The sequence below is a fragment of the Chryseobacterium sp. C2(2020) genome (assembly GCF_014218915.1).
Lineage (GTDB): Bacteria > Bacteroidota > Bacteroidia > Flavobacteriales > Weeksellaceae > Chryseobacterium > Chryseobacterium mucoviscidosis.
In genome coordinates this window covers 1-18,383 of the sequence record NZ_JACLCT010000024.1, presented here as the reverse complement: position 1 = coordinate 18,383, position 18,383 = coordinate 1, and the positions used below count along the sequence as shown (strand labels likewise).

Annotated in this window: 17 protein-coding genes and 4 tRNA genes; 15 read left to right on the top strand and 6 right to left on the bottom strand. The window is 34.7% G+C overall.

The genetic code is table 11. The features are described from left to right. Positions 1-61: 61 nt before the first annotated feature. Positions 62-1,579 (top strand): FMN-binding glutamate synthase family protein, encoded by a 1,518-nt coding sequence (locus H6W52_RS13940; RefSeq protein ID WP_076392693.1) that lies wholly within the window; start codon positions 62-64, stop codon positions 1,577-1,579. Between the two features lie 46 nt (positions 1,580-1,625). On the opposite strand, the gene H6W52_RS13935 is transcribed toward H6W52_RS13940, so the two are convergent. Further along, entirely contained in the window at positions 1,626-2,384 is a 759-nt protein-coding gene (locus H6W52_RS13935; protein WP_087712009.1) for a hypothetical protein, read from the bottom strand. A 57-nt stretch (positions 2,385-2,441) separates the two neighbouring features. Between H6W52_RS13935 and H6W52_RS13930 the strand changes: the two genes are divergently transcribed. After that, positions 2,442-2,879 carry an RNA-binding S4 domain-containing protein gene (locus H6W52_RS13930; protein WP_076392689.1) on the top strand — a complete coding sequence of 146 codons (438 nt, stop codon included), beginning with the start codon at positions 2,442-2,444 and terminating at the stop codon, positions 2,877-2,879. Between the two features lie 9 nt (positions 2,880-2,888). Here H6W52_RS13930 and H6W52_RS13925 read toward each other — a convergent pair whose 3' ends face one another. Beyond that, positions 2,889-3,404, bottom strand: coding sequence for a shikimate kinase (locus H6W52_RS13925; RefSeq protein ID WP_116098758.1), 516 nt, complete (start codon positions 3,402-3,404; stop codon positions 2,889-2,891). A gap of 114 nt (positions 3,405-3,518) precedes the next feature. Between H6W52_RS13925 and H6W52_RS13920 the strand changes: the two genes are divergently transcribed. From H6W52_RS13920 to H6W52_RS13905, 4 genes are all read left to right on the top strand, one after another. Then, positions 3,519-3,591 (top strand) — tRNA-Lys (locus H6W52_RS13920). Positions 3,592-3,630: 39 nt separating this feature from the next. Beyond that, positions 3,631-3,713: transfer RNA gene (locus tag H6W52_RS13915), tRNA-Leu, on the top strand. A 74-nt stretch (positions 3,714-3,787) separates the two neighbouring features. After that, a tRNA-Lys gene (locus tag H6W52_RS13910) sits at positions 3,788-3,860 on the top strand. Positions 3,861-4,039: 179 nt separating this feature from the next. Then, a tRNA-Lys gene (locus H6W52_RS13905) sits at positions 4,040-4,112 on the top strand. A 184-nt stretch (positions 4,113-4,296) separates the two neighbouring features. Here the strand turns inward: H6W52_RS13905 and panC are convergent. Continuing rightward, on the bottom strand, positions 4,297-5,145 hold the full coding sequence (gene panC / locus H6W52_RS13900; RefSeq protein ID WP_116098757.1) for a pantoate--beta-alanine ligase: 849 nt from the start codon (positions 5,143-5,145) through the stop codon (positions 4,297-4,299). Positions 5,146-5,326: 181 nt separating this feature from the next. On the opposite strand from panC, the gene H6W52_RS13895 reads away from it, so the two are divergent. From H6W52_RS13895 to H6W52_RS13855, 9 genes are all read left to right on the top strand, one after another. Beyond that, a complete protein-coding gene (locus tag H6W52_RS13895) occupies positions 5,327-6,097 on the top strand; it encodes a glycogen/starch synthase (RefSeq protein ID WP_116098756.1) in 771 nt (256 codons plus the stop codon). A gap of 14 nt (positions 6,098-6,111) precedes the next feature. Continuing rightward, complete coding sequence (locus H6W52_RS13890; RefSeq protein ID WP_116098755.1) at positions 6,112-7,680, top strand: DUF4270 domain-containing protein; 1,569 nt, start codon at positions 6,112-6,114, stop codon at positions 7,678-7,680. Positions 7,681-7,703: 23 nt separating this feature from the next. Beyond that, positions 7,704-9,557 carry a glutamine--fructose-6-phosphate transaminase (isomerizing) gene (glmS, locus tag H6W52_RS13885; RefSeq protein WP_116098754.1) on the top strand — a complete coding sequence of 618 codons (1,854 nt, stop codon included), beginning with the start codon at positions 7,704-7,706 and terminating at the stop codon, positions 9,555-9,557. A gap of 108 nt (positions 9,558-9,665) precedes the next feature. Then, entirely contained in the window at positions 9,666-11,084 is a 1,419-nt protein-coding gene (gene gldK / locus H6W52_RS13880) for a gliding motility lipoprotein GldK (RefSeq protein ID WP_116098753.1), read from the top strand. Positions 11,085-11,141: 57 nt separating this feature from the next. Further along, positions 11,142-11,831 carry a gliding motility protein GldL gene (gene gldL, locus H6W52_RS13875; protein ID WP_116098752.1) on the top strand — a complete coding sequence of 230 codons (690 nt, stop codon included), beginning with the start codon at positions 11,142-11,144 and terminating at the stop codon, positions 11,829-11,831. Between the two features lie 54 nt (positions 11,832-11,885). Further along, a complete protein-coding gene (locus tag H6W52_RS13870; RefSeq protein ID WP_116098751.1) occupies positions 11,886-13,475 on the top strand; it encodes a GldM family protein in 1,590 nt (529 codons plus the stop codon). A 9-nt stretch (positions 13,476-13,484) separates the two neighbouring features. Beyond that, positions 13,485-14,423 carry a gliding motility protein GldN gene (gene gldN / locus H6W52_RS13865; protein WP_116098750.1) on the top strand — a complete coding sequence of 313 codons (939 nt, stop codon included), beginning with the start codon at positions 13,485-13,487 and terminating at the stop codon, positions 14,421-14,423. Positions 14,424-14,478: 55 nt separating this feature from the next. Then, positions 14,479-15,522 (top strand): NAD(P)/FAD-dependent oxidoreductase, encoded by a 1,044-nt coding sequence (locus H6W52_RS13860; RefSeq protein WP_116098749.1) that lies wholly within the window; start codon positions 14,479-14,481, stop codon positions 15,520-15,522. A 175-nt stretch (positions 15,523-15,697) separates the two neighbouring features. Next, complete coding sequence (locus H6W52_RS13855; RefSeq protein ID WP_087711702.1) at positions 15,698-15,955, top strand: SemiSWEET transporter; 258 nt, start codon at positions 15,698-15,700, stop codon at positions 15,953-15,955. 59 nt (positions 15,956-16,014) lie between these two features. On the opposite strand, the gene H6W52_RS13850 is transcribed toward H6W52_RS13855, so the two are convergent. From H6W52_RS13850 to H6W52_RS13840, 3 genes are all read right to left on the bottom strand, one after another. Further along, positions 16,015-16,461 carry an META domain-containing protein gene (locus H6W52_RS13850; RefSeq protein WP_185144421.1) on the bottom strand — a complete coding sequence of 149 codons (447 nt, stop codon included), beginning with the start codon at positions 16,459-16,461 and terminating at the stop codon, positions 16,015-16,017. Positions 16,462-16,479: 18 nt separating this feature from the next. After that, on the bottom strand, positions 16,480-16,884 hold the full coding sequence (locus H6W52_RS13845) for a hypothetical protein (protein WP_116098747.1): 405 nt from the start codon (positions 16,882-16,884) through the stop codon (positions 16,480-16,482). Positions 16,885-17,142: 258 nt separating this feature from the next. Then, positions 17,143-18,015: a hypothetical protein gene (locus H6W52_RS13840; protein ID WP_116098746.1), complete on the bottom strand. Its 873-nt coding sequence runs from the start codon at positions 18,013-18,015 to the stop codon at positions 17,143-17,145. Positions 18,016-18,383 lie beyond the last annotated feature (368 nt).

The window sequence follows — 18,383 nt, the reverse complement described above, 5'->3', positions numbered from 1 at the left end:
ATGTTTCTCAAGCCGTTCATATCAATTTAAATTTTTTAACTTTGGTAAAATTCAAAATGATATGAGAGACAAATTTTTGCTTTGGGGAGCTATTATTCTCGTCGTTGCGTGGTCGGTTGCTTTTTTAATAAGGGCAGATTGGTGGATTCCTGTTTTGCTAACCATTGTGTATGCAATCGGAATTTATAATATTACCCAATCTAAACATGCTATTCTAAGAAATTTTCCTGTTTTGGGCTATTTCAGATACTTTTTTGAGAGTATTTCACCGGAAATGCAGCAATATTTCATTGAAAGAGAGACCGATGGAAAACCTTTTCCGAGAAATCAGCGATCTGCGGTGTACAGAAGAGCCAAAAATTTGAGTGATACCGTGCCTTTCGGAACACAACTGGAAGTTAACCACAGAAAATATGAAGGAATTAAGCATTCCATTTATGCAAAATCTCCGATGGAAGAGCTTCCGAGAGTCTGGGTAGGAGGAGAGCAGTGTTCTCAGCCTTATCATGCTTCGTTATTTAATATTTCGGCAATGAGTTTCGGGGCTTTAAGCGACCGCGCTCAGATTTCTTTAAACAGAGGCGCAAAAAAGGGAAATTTTTACCATAATACCGGAGAAGGAGGGATTTCTCCGCATCATCTGGAAGGAGGCGATCTTTGCTGGCAGATTGGAACAGGATATTTCGGCTGTCGTGATGAAGAAGGGAAATTCAATCCGGAATTGTTTAAAAAATATTCCACTTTACCCAATGTAAAGATGATCGAAATTAAATTGTCTCAAGGGGCAAAACCAGGTCATGGCGGAGTTTTACCGGCTGTTAAAAATACACCTGAAATTGCCAAAATCCGTCACGTCACTCCGGGAATGACGATTATTTCGCCGCCTTCACACACTTCTTTTTCCGATGCTGCAGGTTTGTTGAGGTTTGTACAGCAGTTAAGAGAACTTTCAGGAGGAAAACCTGTTGGATTTAAGTTGTGCATCGGCGATACCAAAGAATTTGAAGATATCTGCGTTCAGATGAATGTTCTGAAGATTTATCCTGATTTTATAACCATTGACGGAGCAGAAGGAGGAACCGGAGCCGCACCACCTGAGTTCTCAGATGGAGTAGGAATGCCTTTGGAACCTGCTTTGATTTTTGTTAACAGAACGCTGAATAATTATAATTTAAGAAGTAAATTAAGAGTGATTGCAAGTGGAAAAGTTCTTACAAGTCTAGACATTTTAAGAGCAATCGCGATGGGTGCAGATATGTGTAATAATGCGAGAGGATTTATGTTCTCTTTGGGCTGTATTCAGGCTTTGAGGTGTAATAATAATATGTGTCCGACAGGAGTTGCTACTCAGGATAAAATGTTAATTAAAGGACTTGATGTTACGGATAAAGCGGAAAGAGTGTATCATTTTCATAAAAATACGCTTCATACATGCAATGAGCTGATTGCAGCGGCAGGAAGAAGTTCTTACGAAGAAGTAGATGCCACAATGTTCATGAGGGGCGACGAGTTTGATCATTTAGCAGATCTCTATTTTCCGGATATTTTAGGAAATGTAAAGCAGAAAGCTAAGTATTAATTTTAAGCAAATAAAAAGCGCTTCTTATTGGGAAGCGCTTTATTTTTTATTGTTCTAAAACAGGTCTCTGATTAGCTTTGTAAATTTGAAAATTGAATACAAAACAATTATTTTGGAGTGAATACCCTGTATAATTATAGTGTGTATCTCTTCCGAAAGCAGCTCTTGAAGGAACGATAATTACCCCCTGTAAATTATATGCGTCTCCGTCTGATAGATTTGCATATCCCTGAAAATACTTTAATCCTTCCTGAAGACCTTCTATTTCGTAGTATTTTCTTAGTTTGGCAGCATCAGTTGTAGCATCCGTCATTGTTTTTTTCTTCACATAATAAAACAACGGATCAGTTAAAGGAGAACCACTTCCGTTGATTGTGTTGGCTAAAACTCCTGATGTTGTAAATGCTACATTACCATCGGTATTTGTTGCAAGGTAATAGTTTGCTCTCATCATCGTTCTGATCTGAGTGGCGTTTGTTGCTTCAGGATTCGTTTCAAGAGTTACTCCTGAAGTTGGCTGTGCTCCGTTTCTTACAATATAAATAACCCCGGAAGAAAGTTTTACAGGACTCAGCTCAGATAATTTTTTCTCATTATCATCAGAAGTATCTGTAGAGCTGAATGCTTTTATATTTCCTTGTGAATCAAGGTAATTGTCATTCATAAACTTTTGGATCGCCTGATCATCATATGAATTTCTTACCGAGATATCTTCCGGTTCTACAAATGTTTCAACTTCATCATCCTTTTTACATGCCGTGAAACAAAGAGATCCAGCAAGGATATATAAAAATATTTTTTTCATTTTTCAAAAAACTTTAATTACTTTACAAATAATATAACGACAAAAGTATAAAAAATTATGAGAATAGATAAATTTTTATGGAGCATTCGTTTTTATAAGACCAGAACCATTGCTACTGAGGAGATTAAAAAGAACAGAGTGTCTATCGGTGCGTCGGTTGTAAAGTCTTCTAAAGAGGTGAAGGAAGGAGATGTGATTAAGATCCGTAAAAATCAGATTGATTATCAAATTAAAGTAATTCAGATTCCTAAAAGCAGGATCGGAGCAAAGCTTGTTCCTCTTCATATAAAGGATGTAACCGATAAGGAACAGTATGAGCTGTTAAAAATGCGTAAAATGTCTCAGGATTATTACCGGAATAAAGGTGAGGGAAGACCTACGAAAAAAGACCGCAGAGATATGGACGATTACGTAGAAAATGATATTGCCTCAGATTTTACGGACTGGGACGATTTCTTTGGCGAAAATGGGGACGACTCTGAAAACGAAGATTAACAAAAAGCTCTAGAGATAGAGCTTTTCTGTTATTTCATTCACAATATCTTCCGGAGTTCTGTTGTCTGTAATTACGCTGACCTGTGCTTTATTATAAAAATCATTCCTTTCGAATAAATGCTTGGCTATAAATTCTGCAAGATTTTCATCAGTAATATTTACAATTAAAGGTCTTTTTTCCTTCTGTTTAGAAAGTCTTTCTGCTAAAGTAGCAACAGAAGCTCTTAAAAAAACGCTTTTTGAATTATGGTTGATGATTTCCATATTATTATAGTAAACAGGAGTTCCTCCGCCAAGACTTAAAATTGTATTTTTTTCGGACGCAAGAATTTCTTCTAATGTCTCTCTTTCCAGCTTTCTAAAATAGATTTCTCCCTTTTTATCGAAGATTTCGGGGATTGTCATTTTGTTTCTTTTGGAAATTTCTTTATCCAGATCAATTAATTTAAAATTGAGTTTATCGCTTAATATTTTGGAAATGTGAGATTTGCCACTTCCCATGTATCCGACCAGTGAAATTATCATGAATTTTTTTTAAACAAATTTGCAAAAAAGTTTTGAGATAAAGAAAAAACTCATATCTTTGCACCACTAAAAACGAGGGACATTATCACTGTGTTAATCGTTGATAAAGTGACCGACTCGGTAGCTCAGCTGGTAGAGCAATACACTTTTAATGTATGGGTCCTGGGTTCGAATCCCAGCCGGGTCACAAGCAAAAAAAGATTACTAGATTTTTGTAGTTTTTATTGCCTGCGTGGTGAAATTGGTAGACACGCCATCTTGAGGGGGTGGTTTCCTAAGGATGTGCTGGTTCGAGTCCAGTCGCAGGCACAATGCAGAAAATTTGAATAATTAATAGTGAAGTTTAAAATTTTAATTTTATATTTAGTCTATTAATTGTGACCGACTCGGTAGCTCAGCTGGTAGAGCAATACACTTTTAATGTATGGGTCCTGGGTTCGAATCCCAGCCGGGTCACAAGTTTACTGAAAAGTAAATTTTTTTCATATTAATATTTTGTGATTTGGTGTTTCAAGGGCTTTCTCAAGAAGCCTTTGATTTTGAAAAATAAATTTTGCAGGAACGAAATAATTCGTATCTTTGCAGCTCTTAAAAAAAGAATATTACTTTTTAAAGTAAATTCAAATTAAGTGACCGACTCGGTAGCTCAGCTGGTAGAGCAATACACTTTTAATGTATGGGTCCTGGGTTCGAATCCCAGCCGGGTCACAAGTTTACTGAAAAGTAAATTTTTTTCATATTAATATTTTGTGATTTGGTGTTTCAAAGGCTTCGTAAGAAGCCTTTGATTTTTTATATAATCTACTGTCTTCATTTGTAGAAGTAGATAAAAATAACAAGCGTTGCTAAAAAGCAACGCTTGTTATTTTAAGATGATTTGAATTTGATTAAATTAATTCAGGTGCATATTGTCAATTAGTCTCACTCCATCCACAACAACTACAATAAATGCACGGAATTTTCGGTCTTTGTAAAAAAAGTCTGTTTCTTTCAGTGTTTCTTCATCGGCGATTAGAAAGTATTCCAATTGCATTCCTCTCTGCTGATCAAAAATATCCTGTACTCTGGATTTGATTTCCGGAACGGTGATGACTCTGAACCAATCGTTTACTTTTTTAAGTGTTTCATAAATAACAGCAGAGGCTACTCTTCGGTCTTCATGAAGTCTTTGGTTTCGGGAGCTTAAAGCAAGTCCGTTCTCTGCTCTGTAAATGGGAACACCCTTGATGTTAATCAGAAGTTTTTTCTTTTCAACCATTTTTTTGATAATTGCCAGTTGCTGGAAATCTTTTTCTCCAAAATAAGCATTGTCGGGCTTTACCTGACTGAAAAGTTCTTCTACGACCGTTCCGACACCGTCAAAATGTCCCGGTCGGGATTTTCCTTCCATTTCATTTTCCAGTCCGTCAAAATCATAATGCTGACTCTCTGTTTTTTCAGGATAAATGTCTGTAACTTCAGGAACGTAAACAGCGTCAACCAAACCTGATTTTTCAAGAATAGAAATATCTCTGTTGATATCTCTTGGATATTTTTCAAGATCTTCCGGATTATTAAATTGAGTAGGATTAACAAAAATTGATGATACCACAAGATCGTTCTCTTCTCTGGCTGCTTTATATAGGGATAAATGTCCGTCGTGAAGGGCTCCCATGGTAGGTGCAAAACCTATCTTTTTGCCCATTTCTTTCTGTCTTTCAATGAAATCCTGAAGAACCTTTTTATTTTTTAGAACTTCCATAGCTTATTTTAATAGTAATTCAAAAATACTAAAAATATCATATAATTATGATACATGAAGTCTTAGTTTTAATAATTTGACAAAGGGAATTATCGTAAAAAAATGTTAATTAAAATAATAATGAATGTTTTTTCGTAATTTTGCGCATTAAAGCATTTTTACAAAAATTAGATAGAAGTTTATGCCGAATCAAAAAATACTGTACATTACTACAGAGATGTATCCATATCAGGAAGATACAAATATGGCTGCAGTGGTAAACAAAATGGCACTTAAGATGCACCAAGAAGGCAATGATGTAAGAGTTTTTATGCCAAGATTTGGACAGATAAGTGAAAGGAAATTCCAGCTTCATGAGGTGATCCGACTTTCCGGAATGAATATTATTATTAATGATCTGGATCAGCCTCTTATTATTAAAGTAGCGTCTCTTCCGGGGGAAAGACTTCAGGTTTACTTTATCGATAATGAAGAGTATTTCAAAAGAAAACAATATTATTTTGATGATGAAGGACAGCCTTTCGAGGATAATGATGAAAGAGCAATATTTTTTGCCAGAGGAGTAATTGAAACCATTAAGAAACTGAATTGGGTTCCGGATGTTATTCATCTTAACGGATGGATGGCTTCTTTTGTTCCAATTTATCTGAAAACCTATTACGAAACAGATACTTACTTCAAGGATGCGAAAATCGTTCTTTCATTATACAATGAGAAAGATGCATCTTTGGCTTCCAATATCGACGAAAAACTGAAGTTTGATAATATTTCAGGATTAAAAGCGTTAGATAATCCGAGTGTAAAATCTTTTGTGATCGAAAGCATGAACTACGTAGATTTGGTTGTAAAAGGAGATGAATTTTTAGATGAAGACTTAGATAAAGCTTTCAACGAAAGTTCTACTCCCAAATCGGAATATCTTGACGTAGATTCTATAAATCAAATTTATTAAAAAACACATTTTTAATGATTCATACTATTAAAAAAGCAATCACCGTTTTTTCTATGGTGGTTTTCGGAAGTGCATTACTTTATAACTGTGAGCCAGATGCAGATACATTGGGGGAACAATTATTCTTAGATGGTGCTGCACAGGGAAATGAAAAATCTTTTGATGTTACTGCATTCAATATAAACAATAATGATAGTATCAGAAGTGATGCCTCTAAATTAACGTATGCTGTCTTAGGTGCTTTCAATGAAGGACAATTCGGAATGCAGAAAGCTTCTTATCTGACGCAGCTTAGACTGTCAACATACGATCCTGATTTTGGGACAAATGCAGTAGTCGACTCAGTAGTTTTGGTTATGAAACCTAGATACGCTACTGACAGTGTTACAACCAATACAGTAGATGATAGTTATACTTACACTACAGCCGCTGACGGGAGTGTTAATGCTAAAAAAGTAGTAAATACATATCCTGTTTTAAAATTTGGGAAGGCGAAAAAAACATTTAATTTAAGAGTTCATGAAGTAAATACATTCTTAAAAGGTGTTTCTGATAGTGCCAAATCTAATCAGACTTTTGATATTGGTTCAGATTTGGGATCAAAGCAGTTTAAAGGATATGTGAGTTCTGTTGCTATTACCAAAGATGATGGCGGAGCAGCTTTATTTACTGCATCAACTCCGGGAATCAGAATTCCGTTGGATAAAAATTTTTTCCAAAGTAAAATTATAGCTAAGAAAGATCAGCCTGAACTTCAGGATGCTTCAAATTTCATAAGATACTTTAAGGGCCTTAGAATTTCTGTTGACGAACAGGATGGATATTTATTCCAGTTCTCACCAAACGATATGGAACTTATCATGTACTATAAGTATGATAAAACAGAAAATGGGACTACTACAAGACCGCAGACAACATATTCATTTGCATTAGGTTCTGCCAATACACATATTGGGCAATATCAATATGACAGAACTGGTTCTGCATGGGCGTCGGCTACAATTGGAAATCAAAATAATGGTGCTCCAAAACTATTTTTACAAGGAATGGGAGGTCCATCAATAGGAATTAAAATTCCAGATGCAACTATTAATCAGCTTAAGCAATTGTATCAAAACGACAAAGCGGCTATAATTAGTGCTAAAGTGAGAATATATACAGATCCTACAGATTGGAATAATAATCTTTCTAAGCCAAGAGAACTTACGATTGTGCAAAAATATAAAGACCTCAGTTCATCTACCCCAGATAAAACTATAACAGCTTTTACTTCTGATATACTAAATTTAGCAGGTTCTAACGATTATAGTATTTATAAGATTTTTGATTATGATAAAAATCCTACATATTATGATTTTATAGTTACCAAATCGGTTAAAGATTTTGTAGAAACTTCAGCAGACAATACTACAAAATATTTTAGAATTGATATGGGATCTTTCCAGACCAATTCTGATGGAACCAGTTTAGCAGGATACAAATTTACTACAACACCATATAATACAAATAGAGCTGTTTTTGTGGGATCACAGGCAGGAAATCCAAACAGAGTTCAGTTAAAAGTAATTTACGGTACAAAATAATTTAAAATACACTTGATAAAAATATGTGCGGAATCGTTGGATATACAGGTTTTCAGGACGCTTACGATATTGTAATTAACGGTCTTAGAAGATTAGAATACAGAGGGTACGATAGTGCCGGAATTGTTCTTGAAAATGCGGAAAATAAACTTGAAGTTGAGAAAACAAAAGGCAAGGTAGATGATTTGGTAAATATTTCCAGTCAGTTAAAAGGAGTTGCAAAAATTGGTATGGGACATACGCGTTGGGCTACACATGGTGTTCCCAGCGACAGAAATTCTCATCCTCATTTATCTAATAACGGAAAAATAGCACTTGTTCATAATGGCATCATTGAAAATTATGATACGATTAAAACGATGCTTACTGATAAAGGCTTTACCTTTAAATCTGAAACAGATACAGAGGTTTTGGTAAACCTTGTTCAGTACTTCATGGATCTTAATGTTGAAATGGATTTTCCTACCGCAGTAAGATATGCTCTTAATGAAGTATATGGAGCCTACGCAATCACAGTAATGCATGAAGATTTTCCTGGCGTATTGGTTGTAGGAAGATTAGGATCTCCTTTGGCGATAGGAATCGGTGAGAGAGAATATTTTATCGCTTCAGACGCATCACCATTCGTAGAATTCACTAAAGAAGCTATTTATCTTGAAGAAGGTCATATGGCAACAATTTCTCTTGAAAATGGAGTGGACATCAGAACCATCAGTGAGAACTCTAAAATTGAACCGGAAATTCAGGAACTCAAATTAAGTTTAGAGCAGATTGAAAAAGGAGGATATGAGCATTTTATGCTGAAAGAAATTTTCGAACAGCCTAAATCGGTTCACGATACGATGAGAGGAAGACTTCTCGTAGATGAAGGAGTTATCAAAATGGCTGGAATTTGGGATCATATCGAGAAATTTAAAAATGCCAATAGAATCATTATTATTGCTTGCGGAACTTCTTGGCACGCAGGACTTATTGGAGAATATCTAATTGAAGAATATGCCAGAATTCCTGTTGAAGTAGAATACGCTTCTGAATTCAGATACAGAAATCCAATTATCACAGATAAAGACGTTGTAATTGCAATTTCCCAGTCAGGTGAGACTGCAGATACTATGGCCGCCTTAAAATTGGCTAAAGAAAGAGGAGCATTCATTTACGGTATTTGTAATGTCGTAGATTCATCTATTGCAAGAATTACTGACGCTGGATCTTACACACATGCTGGTCCTGAAATCGGAGTAGCTTCTACAAAAGCATTTACTGCACAGTTAACCATTCTTTCTTTAATAGCCCTTAAATTAGGGAAGCATAATGGGAATTTAGGAAACGCCGAATTTATGAGCTTAATTGCCGAACTGGATGCCATTCCTAAAAAAATAGAAGATGTTTTGGGTACGACTCACGATCTGGTACAAAATATCGCAAAGGATTTTGTGAGTGCAACCAATTTCCTTTATTTGGGAAGAGGATACAATTATCCGGCTGCACTTGAAGGTGCTTTAAAATTAAAAGAAATCTCTTATATTCATGCTGAAGGCTACCCTGCTGCAGAAATGAAGCACGGTCCAATTGCGTTAATTGATGAAAATATGCCAATTGTTATCATTGCTCCTAAAAAAGGACATTATGATAAAATTGTAAGCAATGTTCAGGAAATTAAGGCAAGAAAAGGAAAAGTTATTGCTGTTGTAAATAAAGGAGATACGCAGGTAAGTGCAATGGCAGACTACGTTATTGAAATTCCGGAAACATCAGAATGTTTTTCTCCAATCGTTGCATCAGTGCCTCTACAATTATTGGCATACTACATTGCAGTGTACAGAGGAGCTAACGTAGACCAGCCAAGAAACCTTGCGAAATCTGTAACTGTGGAATAAAAATTACTTGTAAATAAAATAAATTTAGATTTCTTCCGTTATTTCAAAAAAAATCTTAAAAGTTTCTTAAAAAAATTATATATTTACGGCTTAATTATAAAAATTAACATGAAAAGGATATTTCTTTTATTATTGTCTGCGTCGGTAGCATCGGTATCTTGTTCAGGTGGGGGAGCCTCTTCAGTAGGTAAACCGGGAACAAAAGGAGAATTGATACCTAGAGAAAAAACAAAATCATTTGTTGCAGAAAGACCTTACGGAATGGTAGCTATTCCTGCAGGATCGTTTGTTGCAGGATTAACTGATCAGGATTTCACAAACAGTCCTGAAAAGGCTCCGGCAAAAACTGTTACTGTTTCTTCTTTCTTCATGGATGAAGCAGAAACTACTAATGCGGAATACAGGGTATTTATCAATTATGTAAGAGATTCTATTGCAAGAACTTTATTAGCTGAAGCTGCCGGAGAAGGTGGTGAAGGTAAAGGTAAAGGAACAAGCATCGGAGATTATGCATACCTTGCACAGAAAGAAGAAAATTTAACACCATATCAGGAATATTTAGAAGGACAAGGCGGTGGAAACGAAGGAAACTACGATCCAACGAAAAAAATCGACTGGAAAGTTCCTTTGCACTGGAATACATCTAAATATCCGGATGTAGAATATGCGGAAGTTTTAGAATCTATGTATTTACCAGCTTCTTCAAGAATCGGTAATGAAAGAATCCTTGACGTTAGTAAATTAAAATATACTTACAGATGGGGAGATATGGATGTAGCAATGGCTGAAAAAGAAAGAGGTGTAAACTATCTTAGAAGTGAAAGCATTGCTATTTATCCGGATACAACTGTTTGGGTAAAAGATTTCCATTTTGCTTATAACGAGCCATTGTTTGAGCAGTATTTCTGGCACAAAGCTTACAAAGATTATCCTGTAGTTGGGGTAACTTGGGATCAGGCAAGAGCATACTGTAACTTCAGATCTAAATTGAAATCTGATTATAACGAAAGCTTAAAAAGAAGAAAACAAAGACCATTGCAGTTCAGACTGCCTACAGAAATCGAGTGGGAATATGCTGCAAGAGGTGGAATGCAAAATGCTACTTATCCTTGGGGAGGTCCTTATTTAATGGACGACAGAGGTTGCTATCTGGCAAACTTCAAACCTAAGAGAGGTAACTATATGGAAGACGACAAAAAAGGTACTTATACATATACAGCTCCAGTTAAGAAATTTAAGAAAAATGGGTTTGGGTTATTTGATATGGCTGGAAACGTTTCTGAATGGACATCGTCTGATTACAACAACTCTTCATACGGCTTCTCATCTACTTTAAATCCTTCTACGAAAGATTTGGCAGATACTAAGAAATCTATCAGAGGAGGATCTTGGAAAGATGTAGGATATATGCTTATGAACGGTGCAAGAGACTGGGAAAGAAAAGACTCTGCAAGAAGCTATATCGGATTCAGAACTGTACAGGATATTCCTGAAGCTGCTGTTAAACCAAGAAAAGTTAACAGATAATTCAATCATCACTATTTTTCGATAAATTTTATTTAACATTAAAAAAAACTAACTTATATGTTTAAGACTAAAGATGCTTGGATGAATTTCTTCTATTCATTCGGTGCTGCAATTGTAATTCTTGGAGCTTGGCTTAAAATTACTCACATTACCTTGGGACCAATTAACGGAAACATGGCCCTTACAGTGGGACTTATTACGGAAGCTATCATCTTCATCATTTTCGCTTTCGACCCGCCAAAATCCGAGGAGTCTTATGCTTGGGAAAATGTTTATCCTGAATTATTAGATAAACACGCGAACCCAAATCCATTACACTCAAACATATCTAAAAGCAACTCTGCTCAATTTGCTGAATTAGAAAATTCTCTTTCAACCAAATTAGACAAAATGCTTCAGGATGCTAAACTTGATGTTCAGTTATTTGAAAGATTAAGAACAGGAATCGATAAATTTTCAAGTTCTGTAGACCAGATCAACCAGACTGTTGACGTTTCTGCTTCTACTCATAAATATAATGAGCAGTTAAGTAAAGCAGCGCAGCACATGGAAAGCATGAATGCTTTATATGCAATGCAAATGGAAAGCACTAAAAAACAATCTGAGTTTACTAATAAGTACGTAGCAGATATGCAAAAATCTGCTGAACAATCAGAAAAATTCAATCAGGAATTACAAGGTTTAACTTCAAACTTAAACAATCTAAACAGAGTTTATGGCGGTATGTTAACTGCTATGAAGTCTTAATTTCCCAAACCATTTTTTAATTTAACTACTTAATCAAAAAACAAAGAAAAGAGAATGGCAGCAGGAAAACAGACACCTCGTCAGAAGATGATCAACCTGATGTATTTGGTGTTCATCGCTATGATGGCCCTAAATATTGATGCAGAAATCATCAGGTCATATTATGACTCTACTAAAGCTCTTAATGAAACAAGAACTTTAACTGAAAGAAAAAACGAAAAGATTTTTGAAAAGACTCTTGAAGCGAAAGCTCAACAGGTTCCGGATACTTATGCGCAGCCATGGGCTCAGTATCAGGTTCTTAGAGACAAGATCAACGTTTTGGTAAAATCTGCTCAGGAAATTAAAGACGTTCTTAAAAAGAAATCAGAATTCCACGATAAAGATGCACAGGGAAAAGATGTTGATGTAAGTGAAAACTTTGCAGCTCTTAACAATAATGAAGCTACAACTGAATATTTCTTTAAAGAAGGAGATGAAAACACACCTTCAAAAGGTGCATTGGAATTAAAAGCAAAAATAGATGATGTAAGAAATTACATTAACGCTACTTTCGGAAACAATCCTCAATTAAAAGACTTAGTTGAAAGAGCTAATAAATCTTTAATTGCTGAATATCCAAAAGGAAAATCTCCAAATGACAAAACTTGGTTCCAAAACAAGTTTTATCATCAGCCATTAATTGCTGCGATTTCTAACTTAGAAATTATCCAGAATGATGCAAGAAACGTTCAGTCTGATGCATTGGCATTAATGCTACAGGAGAAAGTAGATGCAAGTATTAAATTTACAAGCTATGAAGCTATTGTTTCTGCGCCTGTAGATGTAGTTGCAGGAAAACCGGCTGAAGCAGTTGTAATGTTAGGAAACTATTCAAACAGTAATAAGATAAGCATTTCCGGAGTAAGCAGACAGGAAAACGGAAAAGGATATGCAAATCTTAACACAAGCGGAATTGGACAGAAAACATTTAGCGGAAACATTACATTAACAGATGCGACAGGAAAAGCTCAAAACTTCCCTTTCACTCATACTTATAATGTAATTGCTGGACCACAGGAAGTGAAACTTCAGAAAGGATTATTACTTTCTGCTGATAAAATGAATGTAATGTACAGAAACTTAGATAACCCTGTTTCTGGATCTATCTTAGGAGCTGACAATGCTAAGCTTTCATTATCTGCTCCGGGTGCAACGGTTAAGAGTACAGGACCTGGTAAATGGGATGTAAGACCAGGTGCAGGAAATATTCTTAAAATAACGTTATCTGGAACGGATCCTTATGGAAAATCAATTTCTCAGGTATTCGAATACAGAATTAAAAATGTACCTCCGCCACAAGGACAGATCAGAGGTAAGAATATTCTTACACTACCGGCAACTTCTGTTGAAAATCAGCAACTTCAGGCTGTTATTCCAGACTTTGATTTCCCTGTATCATTTAACGTGACTTCGTTCATGGTAAGAGTTCCGGGTAGAGCATCAATGCAGGTTCAGGGTAATTCATTACAAGGAGCAGCAGGTATGTTCAGAAACTTAAGACCTGGGGATGGCGTTTATATCTTTGATATTAAAGCAACAGCTACTGGATTAGGAAATACAATCGTTCCGAATATTTCACCGGTATTAATTAATGTTCAATAACAAATAATTATGAAAAAATATATTAGCAGTCTTTTAGTAGTAGTTTCGGGAATGATGTTTTCCCAAACTATTCTGAACGCTTCTTCGCCTGAAGAATTCAGAAAAATGAGAGCTGAAAACAAAATGAAAGTTGGAGATACTCTTATTGACAAAAAAGTAAAACCATTGGAATACGGATTTGTTGAAGATAAAGATATCTTAAAGAGTATGTTTGTTTGGGAAGTTATAGACATGAATGACAAGATCAATCAGCCGTTCTATTATAACAACCCTGATGGTTTATTAGCTACAGAAACAAAGTCTCTGTATAAATTATTGCTAGACGGTGCATTAAACGGAGATATTAAAGAAGTATATGACGATGAAAATTTCGTTCAAAGACTTACCCCAGAGCAAATCAAGACAAGATTAGTTGATGTGAGAGTTGATGACGAAGCTATTAATATTTTAAATAGCGGTCGTCAGTTAACAGAGCAGGAGAAAAAAGAACTTACTGATATTTACGAAACTACAACTGAAAAAGTTAAAGTTTTAAAAATCTTCGGTATGTGGTTTATTGATAAAAGAGACGGACAATTGAAGTACAGACCTTTAGGAATTGCTGCAATGGGACCAGATCCAAAATTAATTGGCAGAACAACTCCTGATGGACAGCCTTTACCGGGAGCTAATGATTTAATTGATCTTTTCTGGGTTTATTATCCAAATGCAAGAGATATTTTAGCGAATAATTTTGTTTTCAACAGAAAAAATTCGTCTGCAGACTTATCTTTTGATGATCTAATTAACGCAAGAAGATTCTCTTCCGTTATCTTTAAATCTTCAACAGGATTAGGTGATGGAGTTATCAAAGACTACATTCCAAGAGATGCTGATGATCAGATTGAAGAAAGCGACAGAATTAAGGCGCAGATTCTTCAAATGGAAAATGATATGTGGAATTACTAAGATTTCACTTGATAATTATAGAAAACCTGAGTATTTTTACTCAGGTTTTTTTATTATGAAGAATGTAGATTATATTATCGTTGGAGACGGGTATGCAGGACTTTTCTTTGCGCATCAGTTGATCAGAAACAACAAGACTTTCGTGATGTTTTCTGAAAAAAAGAAGAGTGCTTCACAGGTTTCAGCAGGAATTATAAACCCTGTTGTGCTTAAAAAATTTACCACTTTCTGGAAAGCACAGGAACAAATTGATTTCCTTAAAAATACTTTGAAAGAAATTGAGAATTACACAGGACAAAACTGTCTCATCGATGCACCCATCCACAGAATTTTTCATGATGAAAATGAACAGTCACTTTGGTTAAAGAAATCCGGAAATGATGATCTTTTGAATTTTTTAGATAAAAATTTTGATCGTTTAAACGTTGTAAAAAACGACTTTCTTACAGGAAAGGTTAATCAGTCTGCAAGATTGAATGTTAATGGATTTTTCACAGGTTTATTTGATTTTTTAGATAAAAGTGGAAAATTAATCAGAGAAAAATTTGTTTATTCAGACATAAATGTAGAAAGATCCACTTATCAGGATTTTACTTTCAAGAATATTTTGTTTTGTGAAGGAATGGGAGTGGTACAAAATCCTTTTTTTTCCGATATTCCTGTAAATCCCAATAAAGGTCACCATATCAAAATAGAACTTTCAGAAAAAATTACGGAAAATATCACCATCAAGAAAAAGCACTTTCTTTTTCCGGTGAATGATCGGTTGTATTTTTATGGTGGTACTTATGATAGAGAACAGCTTCATCATGAAATTGATGAGTCCGCTGTTGAACAGCTTAAAAAAGGTCTGATGGAATTTTATCCTCATCCTTTTGAAATTAAAGACATCAATTTTGGATTCCGTCCAACCGTAAAAGACAGAAGACCAATCATTGGAAGACATCCTGAACATCACAATTTATATGTTTTCAATGGATTGGGAGCAAGAGGAATTTTAAATGGTTGCTATTTCTCCAAAAGTTTATATGATTTTATTGAAAACAATATTCCTTTACATGAAGAAGTTGATCTAAAAAGGTTTATAATAAAAAGTTAGTATTGAAAATATAAACCTATTACATTAAATTTTCACAAAAAAATATAATTTATTGTTTAAAAGTAACAGCTAAATACAAATCAAAAAAGATTATCATTTCAACGGGATCCTAGAAATTTTAAAATTCTTTTAACAATTGACATAATTTTTGCTATATCTGATGTAAATAACAGCTATGAATGAAAATGTTTTAGGAATAATTGCCGGTCTTCTCACTTCAGGATCGATGATTCCACAATTGATAAAGGTAATTAAAGAAAAAAATGCCGATGATCTTTCCTCGGGAATGCTTATAGTTCTTATTTCAGGAGTTTCTCTATGGATCTGGTACGGATTTCTTAAAGATGAACTGCCTATTATTTTAACCAATGCATTTTCGGTAGTTGTAAATGTTACATTACTTATTTACTGTCTTATCTACAAAAACAAATAGTCTAAAATAAAAACACTTCCGTCAAAAGGAAGTGTTTTTTCTTACAAATAAGAATTTAGTTATTTTTTTAAAGTAAATTTTGCCAAAGGAGCCATCCTTGCTTTATTAAGCGTTAAAGTACTTCCATTCACAGAATAATTATCCGCAGAAAGTAACGCTTGCGTGAATGCACGTTCTGTTTCAAGATCATCGCAGGCAATCATCGTAGATATACCCTGATTGAATTTGATGCGCATTACTTCGGGTTTTATCTCAAAAGTACCTCCAACTCCGTTACAGCCGCCATGACCCTCATATCTCATCGTGGAAGTATTTAGCATAAAATGAGGTATTACCTGAGGATTTTTAAGCTGAATAGGTTTTCCGTTAAGTTCTGTCAGCTCCCATGTTTTTCCGGTAATGTCAGAATTATTTTCAGAAGTACTGGTTGCAGAAGACTTATTCATGCAGGAAACCGTAAGAGCCACAACCAACAACGAGCAAAAGTAAATGATTAGCTTTTTCATAACTTTAAAATTTTGTGATTAATAAGAAGCCATCTTGGTATTAGACGAAGAAGATTTTTTCTTTTTATGATGGAATAGAACCATATTATAATCTTTTTTCAGGAAAGTGATTTCACCGCGTACATCAGAATATTGATAATTTGCGTCTCCTGCCGTAAAATCAGGGAGTTCATCGCTTTTTTTAAGTTCGTAAGATTTACCGTCCAGATGAACCACAACAGTATTTTTCGTCTCATTAAAACCTACTTCCAACTGTTCTCCCGATTCATCTGTATAAACTTCTCGGGTAATTTTATCAGGCTCCTGTTGTATAGCGGTATTATTTTCAGGTTCTACAATTTCCTCTTTTACCTGATTCTTACATGCTGTTTGGACGATGAGTACAAAACCTGTTAACGTAATAATCCGTAATAATTTTTTCATAATAATAAGTGATTTTTAGGTGATTAATTTATAATGCAGTATAAATAATGCTGTAAAATTACAATTTTTTATAGTAATAATATGTTAATTTTTTATAAATTAATTAAAATTTAATGCTTTTTGATGCTATTAAATATTTTATGTTAAATTTAGAATTGCTGTTTATCATAATCTGCACAGATCTAAAATTGCTATCATCAAAAATAAAAAAGAGACATTCCGGGAACGTCTCTCAAAATCAGTGGTGTTTTTAGAATCCTATGGCGCTTTAATCTGGTCGATTGTGAAAAATGCTTTGGTGGTATTACAGGTTCCGGACGGACAGTTTGTTGCATTTCCGGCATTTCCGGGAGTAAAAGAACCCATCATATAATACATTTTATAAAATGTTTTATCAGATCCGTCAGTAGTAGTCCAAGAGTATAAACGCTGTTCCGGCATACCTCCGGCATAGGTTTCAGGATCTCCCCAATAAGGATTGGTAGATGCGGTTTGTATCCTTGCACCTGTGGTAGCATCAATAAGAGACGCACTGGAAGTTGCATTATCTCCTGCCCATGCACCTACAGGAAGTCTTAACTGGTTTTGCATATAACCGCCGGCTCCGGACCAAAGATAATGTCCGTTGGATATAATTTCCACTACTCCGGTAGTATTATTTCTTATTTGCAGATTTACCTGCGAGAAATTTGTATTTGTAGGGATGAACTTTCTTACCGAAAATCTTCCGTCCGGTGTGGTTATAGACAGTGCATATCCGGCTCTTCCATTGTCTGAAGTAGAAGTAAGAGGTCCCATTACGGCAATACTTTCCACATTGGCAAGAGCCTGAGAAGAACCGCTTCCCGAAGACGAAGAATTAAAAACCCTCCATTCAGATCCATTCCAGAAGTAATATCCCGGTGTTATTGTTGGGCCCGTATTGTAAATTAAAAGTCCATCGGCATTAGGAGCCGAACCAAGCTGCATGGTAGCAGAAGTAAGACTTATTCTGGGACCTAAAATCCCTTTGTTTGTAGAACTCACATCCAAGACGGCAGAAGCGTCTGGAGATGTTGTGTTAATGCCAACTTGCGCAAATGTAAAAAAAGAGGCAAGCAGGAATCCTGAAATAAAGATTTTGTTTTTCATGTTGTAATATTAATGTCAGTTTTAAACAAATAAAATGTGAGAATTTTCAGTGGTATTTTAAAGTAAATATAATAAATATTATTTTATTTATATGAAAAAATTAATAAAAATGTTATTTTATTTAATTTTTATCAATAATATGTGAATTTTATAAGAATTTAACTTTATCTAAGGTGGTTTGTATGACTTATGAACTTTATAAAAGTATGTTGTTAAGTCTGATTTAATTTTTTTTTAAAATTAATTATTTGATAATCATTTTGTTTATATGCTTTTAAGTAGATCTTTTTTTGTATTTGTTATTTTAAAATATATAATTGTTTATTTAGTTTTAGAAAAAGCAACTTTAAAGAGTTTTCCAGCATAAA

Coding starts and splice junctions, on each gene's coding strand:
- H6W52_RS13940 (WP_076392693.1), top strand. CDS start 62: ATGAGAGACAAATTTTTGCTTTGGGGAGCTATTATTCTCGTCGTTGCG.
- H6W52_RS13935 (WP_087712009.1), bottom strand. CDS start 2,384: ATGAAAAAAATATTTTTATATATCCTTGCTGGATCTCTTTGTTTCACG.
- H6W52_RS13930 (WP_076392689.1), top strand. CDS start 2,442: ATGAGAATAGATAAATTTTTATGGAGCATTCGTTTTTATAAGACCAGA.
- H6W52_RS13925 (WP_116098758.1), bottom strand. CDS start 3,404: ATGATAATTTCACTGGTCGGATACATGGGAAGTGGCAAATCTCACATT.
- panC (WP_116098757.1), bottom strand. CDS start 5,145: ATGGAAGTTCTAAAAAATAAAAAGGTTCTTCAGGATTTCATTGAAAGA.
- H6W52_RS13895 (WP_116098756.1), top strand. CDS start 5,327: ATGCCGAATCAAAAAATACTGTACATTACTACAGAGATGTATCCATAT.
- H6W52_RS13890 (WP_116098755.1), top strand. CDS start 6,112: ATGATTCATACTATTAAAAAAGCAATCACCGTTTTTTCTATGGTGGTT.
- glmS (WP_116098754.1), top strand. CDS start 7,704: ATGTGCGGAATCGTTGGATATACAGGTTTTCAGGACGCTTACGATATT.
- gldK (WP_116098753.1), top strand. CDS start 9,666: ATGAAAAGGATATTTCTTTTATTATTGTCTGCGTCGGTAGCATCGGTA.
- gldL (WP_116098752.1), top strand. CDS start 11,142: ATGTTTAAGACTAAAGATGCTTGGATGAATTTCTTCTATTCATTCGGT.
- H6W52_RS13870 (WP_116098751.1), top strand. CDS start 11,886: ATGGCAGCAGGAAAACAGACACCTCGTCAGAAGATGATCAACCTGATG.
- gldN (WP_116098750.1), top strand. CDS start 13,485: ATGAAAAAATATATTAGCAGTCTTTTAGTAGTAGTTTCGGGAATGATG.
- H6W52_RS13860 (WP_116098749.1), top strand. CDS start 14,479: ATGAAGAATGTAGATTATATTATCGTTGGAGACGGGTATGCAGGACTT.
- H6W52_RS13855 (WP_087711702.1), top strand. CDS start 15,698: ATGAATGAAAATGTTTTAGGAATAATTGCCGGTCTTCTCACTTCAGGA.
- H6W52_RS13850 (WP_185144421.1), bottom strand. CDS start 16,461: ATGAAAAAGCTAATCATTTACTTTTGCTCGTTGTTGGTTGTGGCTCTT.
- H6W52_RS13845 (WP_116098747.1), bottom strand. CDS start 16,884: ATGAAAAAATTATTACGGATTATTACGTTAACAGGTTTTGTACTCATC.
- H6W52_RS13840 (WP_116098746.1), bottom strand. CDS start 18,015: ATGAAAAACAAAATCTTTATTTCAGGATTCCTGCTTGCCTCTTTTTTT.